We start from the raw sequence: 8,192 nt of genomic DNA on the forward strand, positions 1-8,192 counted from the left end.
GTTTCCCCCTTTTCTTGTGAAAAAAGTAACTTCCGATCGTCCAAGCGATCCCGTTTTATGGTTCGGCGGACTTATAAATTTTAATTAAATTGCAGCGAACCCAGCGTGTATCCTGCATAAGCCGGCGCCAGGCTGCCCACAAGCTCTTGTTCCGCTGTTTCCTCAGCCGCCCCACTGCCGCTCAGCGCGTCCCGGTAAGCCCTGATAACCTCACGAAACCGCTCCGGCGTATAGGTCTGGCCTTCAATCCGGAAGCTTGAGATTCCCGCTCCAGCCAGCTCACGCACCATCGGCAGGTAACACAGCTCCTTGGCGAACAGCAGATGACTCCGCCCATGCTGGTCGCGGTATACCGGATTCTCGCCTTTGTCGGTCATCAGCACCAGCACCTCGTTGCTCACATACCGGTTATCTTCCTCGCCGACAGGCTCCATCACCTCGGTATTCTCATGCAGGTCATGCTCCATATACATCAGCGCCGGCGTTCCGTGAACCACCATTTCCACCGGAAGATCGCTGCTTGAGGCGAAGCCGGCAAAATGCTCCAGCGTCATCTCGGACGATACCGTCAACCGCTTCAGACCCATCCTCGCGTAAGTCTTGGCGGCCAGTGTATTGTAGATGTTGAGGCTCGTATCGCCAATCAGCTCATAAACGGTGCCGCTGTATCGCCGCACAGCACCCAGATTCGTGACAAGCAGACCGTCGATCGGCAGCCGTTCGCCGTGAATCAGCAGCTGGTCGTACTGGTCGAAATGCAGCTCCGTCATCATGCGCGGTAGCGCCAGGATCAGCTTCGTCTCTCCCTTGATCCGGGCCAGCTCCAGGATGTCACGCTTCGTGAACGGACGATCCGGCTCGTAGACGTCACCGGACAAATACAGATACTCTACCCGCTCTTCAAGCGCGGCTCTGGCCTGAGCCATGTTATTGACGCGAACCGCAATCCCTGCGGCAACAGGCAAGCGCTCCGGGCGAACCTCCGCCGTCAGCCGTTCCTTCAGCTTAAGAACACGGTCTTCCGAGAGCTCCCGCTCAGCCGTCGGCGTGCTGAACACCTTGCCCGTGCTGTAAAATTTGCCGGTGCCTTCGTAACGCCGGTTGATGTTGCTCAGCCCCGGCTTGCCGAACGCATAAGCGGTGGAGAAATCGCGCTTGCGGTTCTTATACAGCAGCTTGGTGTCCGCCTCCCGCTCAAAGCCGACCGGATCGTCGATATAACGGTCCAATGCGTCGCCGTAGCTGTTCACGATCATCGTGATGAAATCCTTGTCGCGCATCCGGCCCTCGATTTTGAATGAGGTAATGCCTGATTCAATCAATTCCGGCAGATGCTCATACATGTACATGTCCTTGACCGCCAGCGGATATTCCGCCGGATAGATGTAACCGTCCTTCTTGATCCGGTAATCCCAGCGGCAGGGCTTCATGCATTTGCCCCGGTTGCTGCTCATGCCGAACACCTGGGAGCTGAAGTAACAGTTCGCCCCGTGAACGGAGCACATGTCGCCGTGAACGAAATATTCCAGCTCCATGCCGGTCTCCCGCCCCAAATGCTTCGCGGTCTGCAGATCCATCTCGCGGGAGGTGACAACACGGCTTACGCCGAGATCCCCGAGCGCATGGACCATTTCGAGATTATGCGCGTTCATCATGACCGATGCATGCAGATGCAGGCCAAGCCCCATTTCCTGGACCAGCGCCGGCACCGCCATATCCTGCACAATCAGCGCATCTGGACGAATTTCATCCAGGAAGCCGAGGTAATCACGCGCCTCCTCAAGCTCCTGCTCGCTGAGAAGATTGTTGACCGTCACATACAGCTTCTTGTCCAGCGAACGGGCAATCCGGATCGCCTCCACCAACTCCTCGCGCGACAGATTATAGCCCTTGCGCATCATTCTCATATTCAGTACAGGCCCGCCCAAATACACCGCATCGCAGCCGGACTGCACCACTTCCTTAAAAATCTCGAACGTTCCGGCCGGAGCCAGCAGTTCAACTTCCTTACCGTTAAAATAACGCGTCATTCTTGCTTCCCCCTAAATGTAACTCTTCTCCCCGGTCCCGCTAATGCTACAGAACGGCCGAGGCCGCTGCCAGCAGAACAAACAGAGCGATAAAACAAGTATCGGTAGCCCCCCACCTCAAGCGGTGATACCGGGTACGCGGAGCATCCATCCGGAAGCCGCGGGCTTCCATGGAGTAGACCAGATCCTGCGCCCGCCGGAACGCCCCTACGATAACGGGAACGAGCAGGGTTACCAGCATGCGGCCTTTCTCCTTCAGCGGCAGCTCACTGATATCGGCTCCCCGCGAAGCCTGGGCTTTCAGCACAATCTGGGCCTCGTCCAGAATCGTCGGGATGAAGCGAAGCGCCAGGCTGATCATTAGCGTAAAACGCCCCGGCGACAGCCCGACCCGCTTCAGCGGCGACAGAATGCCTTCCAGCCCCTGGTTCAGCCTCGCGGGAGTGGTTGTGAACGTGAGCATAGCGGTAAAAGAGACGAGCAGGAACGTGCGGATCACCGCGAACGCCCCGAGCCGGAGGCCGACTTCATACAGCGAGAAGGAGCCAAGACTGAGCCAGACGCGTCCTCCTTTGACCGACAGCAGCTGCACGATAAAAATAAACAGCATCAAATACCGCAGCGACTTGGCTGCTCTAAGGTAATATTTCAGCGGAATCCGGGTAGACACCGCGATCAGCAGCGAAAAAACCGCCAGCACGGCCATCGCTCCCCAGGATCTCGCCAGCAAAATGGCGGCTGCATAGAGCAGCATCCCGATCAGCTTCGACCTCGGGTCCAGGCGGTGCACCCAGGAGCCGGTCTCGATCGTTCTTCCCAGCAGCAGGCGTTCATTCATGGCCGGCCTCCTTCCCGCGGCCTTCCAGACCGCCGCGTTCCTGAATGAAGGCGGCCAATTCGCCGGCCGTCAGCCTCGGCTCTTCGTCGTCCCCCAGGCCGAGCCTGTCGGCCACCGCCCGCCAATAGCGCAGGGAGTCCGGCACAGCCAACCCGCAATCCGCCAAAAGGCCGGGATTCCGCGCCAGCTCCCGAACGCCGCCTTGAAACACGGCGCGGCCCTGGTTCAGCACGAGCCAGCGGTCTGCGCATGGCAGAAGCTCGTCCATGCGGTGCGTGACGACGATGACAGTCCGGCCGCGTTCCCGGCACAGCCGGTTCAGGAGGCCGATCAGCTCCCGGCGGCTGACCGGATCAAGCGAAGCCGTCGGCTCGTCCAGAACGAGAATCTCCGGGTCTGCCGCCAGCACCGAAGCGATGGCCGCCTTGCGCATCTGCCCGCCGCTTAACCGGAACGGGTTGCGCTTCAGCAGCTCCAGATCGAGCCCCATATCCTCCATCGCCTTGCAGGCCCGCTCCCGCGCTTCCTCCGGACTCATGCCGAAGTTAAGCGGTCCGAACATCAAATCCTTCTCCAGCGTCTCGGCGAACATCTGCTGCTCCGGGAACTGGAAGACGAGCCCGACTCTCCGCCTGAGCGGGAGCAGCCGCGGCGGCTTCTCTCCGGGACGGAAGGTGACATCCAGAACGGATACCGTTCCTTGCGTGGGCCGGAGCAGCCCGTTGAACAGCTGCAGCAGGGTCGACTTGCCGGAGCCCGTCGCCCCGGCGATTCCCACAACCTGGCCCGCCGGAGCATCAAAATCAATCTCGCGCAGCACCGTCTGCCTCCACAGGCTGCGCTCCGAGTAGGTATAGCTTACTTGCCGAAGTTCAATGGCCATAACGTGTTCACAAGCTCCTTTTCGCTGGAGGGAATGCCGACCGGAAGCCCCCTGGCCGCAAGCTCACGCCCGAGCTCCCAGGCATAGGGGGCGCGCAGCCGGCACTTCTCCAGCAGCGCCTCGTTCCGGAACAGCTCGTCCGGCGTCATATCCAGGACCAGCTTTCCATCGCTGAGGGCCAGCACCCGCTCCGATGCAAGTATTTCATCGGCGTCATGCGTAATCATCAGGATCGTATAGGAGCCCTCAGCGTGCATGTCCCGCAGAATGTCCAGCAGTCCGTTCCGGCTCTCCTCGTCCAACATGGAAGAGGCCTCGTCAAAGATGACGACGCCTGGCTCCATTGCCAGAATGGATGTGATGGCGACCCGCTGCTTCTGCCCTCCGGACAGCTCGCCCGGATGCTTCCGCAAGAAGCCGGTGACGCCGAGCTTCTCGGCATACCAATGAAGACGGCGCTCCATCTCCTCACGCGGCAGGCAGAGTCCCTCCAGGCCGAACAGAATGTCGTCCTCCACCGTCTCTCCGACGAACTGATTGTCGGGGTTCTGGAAGACCATGCCGATATTCCGGCGGATCTCCGTAACATTTTCATCATTCAATGCCATACCGCTGACCGTGATTTCGCCTGTACTTTTAATAATCAGCGCATTCAGAAGCTTCACCAACGTCGACTTGCCCGAACCGCTGGGGCCAACGAGACTGACCCACTGTCCCTGCGGGATGCCGAGCGTGATACTCTGCAGGATGGGGTGCTCCGGCTCATAGCCGAAGGATACGCCCTCAATCGTCAGGGCATCTACGCCCCGGTCCGCCGTACGCCGCTGTTCGTCTTTCCCGTTCATGCTGTCTCACCTCCTGCGGCCATTTGCCTTCCGCTTATCGTAAAAAATCCTCAAAGATCGATATTTTGGTCAGCGCGTTTACCAAATACCGCACCGAGTAGCCGACGGCGATACCGGTCACAATGCCTGTCACCAGAAGGATCGGCAGATAATACATAATGCTGGTCGTTCCCATGACGATGGAAGCCGCGACCAGTTGTCCGAAGTTATGGGCGATGCTGCCTGCGATACTGACCCCAATCAGACTCAGGCGGTTCTTTCCGCCCTTCATTAGAAGGAACATGACCGCGAAGCTGAACAGTGAGCCGAACAGGCTGAACAGCAGGCTGGAGAACGTGCCGAGAATGAACGCCGTCAGTATGGTCTTCAGGATGACCAGCACGAAGGCGTCCCGTCCCCTGAGAAAGTAAATGCATGTCAAAATCATGATATTGGCGAACCCGAGCTTGGCCCCGGGCATAAGTCCCATCGCCGACAAGGGAAGCTGGGCTTCCAAAATCCCGAGCACTACCGCCACGGCCGAGAAAATCGCGACGATTACCGTTCGCTTCAGCGCCCGGGACGACTCGCTACTGGACAACCCCATCGATCTCATCCTCCCCTGTCGAACTTGCAATCTCTACCAGAACCCGATGCGGCAGGCAGACGATGGTCTGCTTGGGCCGGGTAATGAAGCCGAAACCCAGACAGACCTGATCAGGACAGTCCGCCTCATACATTTCGATGCCGTAATTGTGAACCTTCAATATGTTATAGCCCTTCTCTGTCCGGATATCGATGGTTTGCTCTTCTTTTGTCAGCTTGACTGTACGGTAGTGCTTGCCGTCAACCGTGATATTGGCCACCAGGTTCTTTCCCGCTCCCTCTCCGGCATCCTTCCCGAAATAACGCGGAGCCAGAAAAGCGAGCGCGGCGATCAGCACTACGGCAATCAGCAGCATATCTGCGCGTTTCATAAAATTCTCCCTTATTTTTTAAATTAAATGATGACCAGACTTAATAATTATACTGGTCCGTTTCTGATCCTTCAATGAATGCATAGGCATTATAGCCGATTTCACGCTACTTTCACAAAATGTATTTATGATTAGAAAAAAAAGGATTACCCGTTTTGATCGGGATAATCCTTGGAGGCGTATTCACCGCGTGGGGCAAAAGAGGATAAGAAAAGCACCGCGAACTCGGATGTGAACAGACTGTCCAGCAATATTACATTTGAAATTTCTGTCTGCTTGTGCTATAGTATAATAATATTTGATTTTTCCATTCAATCGGGATTATCTAAGAGTTTATTCGTTGCAGGATAACCCGGGACTGTTGTACTAAGTATATCGGTATTCTTTTTGGAATTGATTACATGTACTTATAGACCTTTATATGCCTTAAATTTCCAAAGAACTCACCGGGTGCCCGGGGCTTGACCGGCCCTTTCACCGTAGCACCGCAGGTTCTTCTGGTAAGATGATATTGATGCTGTAGATTTTCCGATTCACACTGGAGCGGTCATTGGAGCCGCAAGGATAGAAGAGAGGCAGGGCTTTTATCGTTTTGGATGCAGAACTGTTATCGCCATACGGCTGCTGGAAATGAATGAGGAATATAGAGACCGCCATTTAGGCAGGCGGTAGGGAAAGATTGAATATACACGGAAGCTCTTCTCGGTTGCTTGAGAGCAGAGATTTCCGCCACATATAAGCGCCCGGCATTCGCATAAGCGAGAGCCGGGCGCTGTCCATTTTTACGGAGATTGCTTCGTGTACCGGGCGACAAACTCCCCCACCTGGCCAATATATCCCGCCTTATCCGTACCATAGGCCAACCCGTGACCGGCCCCGCGCACCGCCATCCGCTCCTTCGGTCCTCTGCTTGCTTCATACAGCTGATCCAGCATGAAGTAAGGGACGAACGTATCCGCATCTCCATGAATGAACAGAATCGGCACTTTGGACCGGCGCACCTGTCTCAGCGCAGAGGCCTCACGGAAGGAATAGCCAGCCTTTATGCGCGAGACCAGACTTGCGGCCTGAAGAAAAGGAAAGGCAGGCAGCCGGTACATCCGCTTCAGCTGATAGGATAGCTCGGCGGCGACGGAGGTATATGCGCAGTCGGAGACGATCGCTTTAACCTGTGGGGGCAGCTCTTCGCCTGATGTCATCAGCACGGTTGCTCCGCCCATCGATACACCGTGCAGCACAATCTGTGCATCATCGCCTGTCTCCTCGACCACGCGCCGAATCCATTTTACATAATCCAGACGCTCGTGCCAGCCGAAACCGATGTAGCTCCCTTCCGATTGGCCGTGTCCCCGGGCGTCGGGCAGCAGCACATTGAAGCCAAGCTTGTCATGATACAGCTTCGCGTATGCCCCCATGTCCTTGGCTTTGCCCGAATAGCCATGCGCGATAATCGCGGTCCGTCCTCCGGCCCGTTCCGAAGGAATCCAATAGCCGCGCAGCTTCAGGCCGTCATCCGAGGTCAGCTCAAGCTCCCGAATCTGCTGGGCGGCGATCCACTGCTGTCCTTCTCCCCAGGATGCACCCGCCGTAGGCGGTTCTTCCTTCATTTTCACCTTGGCCTTCGGCGTGCTTGCAATGAACATTTTGGGAGCCCTGAATATAGCGACTTTGTAAAAATAGAGACCGGCATACGTAACGCCGCCTGCGCAAACCGCAACGGCCAGCACCGCAATGATCATCCACAACAAGTCCGCCACCTCGCCTTCTTCTGAAAATGCATCAAAAGATAACATCCAGTATATCAGATTGGATGGTACGGATAAAAACCGCAAAGCTTCAGCCTGATCCATTTACTATCACTAATAAAAATGCACCCGTTGGAATTCCACCGGAAACCCAGGGGGTTCCAATGCCTCTTCCAAGGGGTGCATCTCAAATGAATGAATGCCCTAGTAGGTACTGCAGATTATTCGAATTTGCGTCTTCCCTTTAATCTCAACAGCAAGCCAATAGCCAAGATTGCAGCGCCGCCTGCGTAGTACGGCATGTGGCTCTCTTCCCCGGTCTTAGGCAGCTTGCCGACAGGCGCAGGAACTCCTTGAGGCACAGGGTCATCGCCGAGTTCCAGCTCTTCAGGCTTCGGCGTTACCAATGGAGCGGGAGACGCTGAAGGCGTCGCTGTTGGTGTCGCTGTTGGTGTCGCTGTTGGTGTCGTTGTTGGTGTCGCCGTAGGCACGCCTAACGGAAGAGGATTATCGTCAATGGTAACCTCATCACCCGAAGGTGTGGCAGAAGGCGTCGGCGCCGGTGATGGCGTCGGTGACGGAGCCGCCGATGCTTCTGGCGAATTTACCGGTCCAATAGGAACGGGGTCATCGTTAATGACTGTTGTCGATTCGGACGTCGGCGTTGGCGTCGGGCTCTCGCTCGGCGTTACCTCTGGCGTCGGACTTGCGGTTTCGCTTGGCGTTACTGTTGTTGGCGTTGGCGGCTCGCTCGGCGTCACTGGTGTCGGTGTTGGCGGCTCGCTCGGCGTCACTGGTGTCGGCGTTGGCGCCTCGCTTGGCGTCACTGGTGTCGGTGTTGGCGGCTCGCTCGGCGTCACTGCTGTCGGCGTTGGCGGCTCGCTCGGCGTCACTG

Annotated in this window: 8 protein-coding genes and 1 pseudogene; 1 reads left to right on the forward strand and 8 read right to left on the reverse strand. The window is 56.9% G+C overall.

The annotated features are described in order from the left end of the window. Positions 1-80: 80 nt before the first annotated feature. The 8 genes from KIH86_RS10345 to KIH86_RS10380 form a co-directional block, all read right to left on the reverse strand. Positions 81-2,030, reverse strand: coding sequence for a peptidase U32 family protein (locus KIH86_RS10345; protein WP_223084349.1), 1,950 nt, complete (start codon positions 2,028-2,030; stop codon positions 81-83). Between the two features lie 46 nt (positions 2,031-2,076). Next, positions 2,077-2,868 (reverse strand): energy-coupling factor transporter transmembrane component T family protein, encoded by a 792-nt coding sequence (locus KIH86_RS10350; RefSeq protein WP_223084350.1) that lies wholly within the window; start codon positions 2,866-2,868, stop codon positions 2,077-2,079. Then, complete coding sequence (locus KIH86_RS10355; RefSeq protein ID WP_223084351.1) at positions 2,861-3,751, reverse strand: ATP-binding cassette domain-containing protein; 891 nt, start codon at positions 3,749-3,751, stop codon at positions 2,861-2,863. The genes KIH86_RS10350 and KIH86_RS10355 overlap by 8 nt, the downstream gene beginning before the upstream one ends. Continuing rightward, positions 3,727-4,596 carry an ATP-binding cassette domain-containing protein gene (locus KIH86_RS10360; protein WP_223084352.1) on the reverse strand — a complete coding sequence of 290 codons (870 nt, stop codon included), beginning with the start codon at positions 4,594-4,596 and terminating at the stop codon, positions 3,727-3,729. The genes KIH86_RS10355 and KIH86_RS10360 overlap by 25 nt, the downstream gene beginning before the upstream one ends. A 34-nt stretch (positions 4,597-4,630) precedes the next feature. Beyond that, a complete protein-coding gene (locus tag KIH86_RS10365) occupies positions 4,631-5,182 on the reverse strand; it encodes a Gx transporter family protein (RefSeq protein ID WP_038693302.1) in 552 nt (183 codons plus the stop codon). After that, positions 5,166-5,552 carry a NusG domain II-containing protein gene (locus KIH86_RS10370; RefSeq protein WP_223084353.1) on the reverse strand — a complete coding sequence of 129 codons (387 nt, stop codon included), beginning with the start codon at positions 5,550-5,552 and terminating at the stop codon, positions 5,166-5,168. Before KIH86_RS10370 ends, KIH86_RS10365 begins: the two co-directional genes overlap by 17 nt. A 782-nt stretch (positions 5,553-6,334) precedes the next feature. Beyond that, positions 6,335-7,345: an alpha/beta hydrolase gene (locus KIH86_RS10375; RefSeq protein ID WP_235775342.1), complete on the reverse strand. Its 1,011-nt coding sequence runs from the start codon at positions 7,343-7,345 to the stop codon at positions 6,335-6,337. Positions 7,346-7,518: 173 nt separating this feature from the next. Continuing rightward, the gene (locus KIH86_RS10380) at positions 7,519-7,788 is read right to left on the reverse strand and encodes an LPXTG cell wall anchor domain-containing protein (protein WP_223110426.1); all 270 of its coding nucleotides are present in this window, start codon (positions 7,786-7,788) and stop codon (positions 7,519-7,521) included. A 25-nt stretch (positions 7,789-7,813) separates the two neighbouring features. On the opposite strand from KIH86_RS10380, the pseudogene KIH86_RS10385 reads away from it, so the two are divergent. Further along, positions 7,814-8,192, forward strand: a pseudogene (locus KIH86_RS10385) (hypothetical protein); the annotation flags it as partial.

The organism is Paenibacillus sinensis (assembly GCF_019904155.1).
GTDB classification, from domain to species: domain Bacteria; phylum Bacillota; class Bacilli; order Paenibacillales; family Paenibacillaceae; genus Paenibacillus_AQ; species Paenibacillus_AQ sinensis.

Excerpts from the sequence above, each read along its gene's own strand:
- KIH86_RS10350 (WP_223084350.1), bottom strand. The coding sequence starts at position 2,868 with ATGAATGAACGCCTGCTGCTGGGAAGAACGATCGAGACCGGCTCCTGG.
- KIH86_RS10355 (WP_223084351.1), bottom strand. The coding sequence starts at position 3,751 with ATGGCCATTGAACTTCGGCAAGTAAGCTATACCTACTCGGAGCGCAGC.
- KIH86_RS10375 (WP_235775342.1), bottom strand. The coding sequence starts at position 7,345 with ATGTTATCTTTTGATGCATTTTCAGAAGAAGGCGAGGTGGCGGACTTG.
- KIH86_RS10345 (WP_223084349.1), bottom strand. The coding sequence starts at position 2,030 with ATGACGCGTTATTTTAACGGTAAGGAAGTTGAACTGCTGGCTCCGGCC.
- KIH86_RS10360 (WP_223084352.1), bottom strand. The coding sequence starts at position 4,596 with ATGAACGGGAAAGACGAACAGCGGCGTACGGCGGACCGGGGCGTAGAT.
- KIH86_RS10365 (WP_038693302.1), bottom strand. The coding sequence starts at position 5,182 with ATGGGGTTGTCCAGTAGCGAGTCGTCCCGGGCGCTGAAGCGAACGGTA.
- KIH86_RS10370 (WP_223084353.1), bottom strand. The coding sequence starts at position 5,552 with ATGAAACGCGCAGATATGCTGCTGATTGCCGTAGTGCTGATCGCCGCG.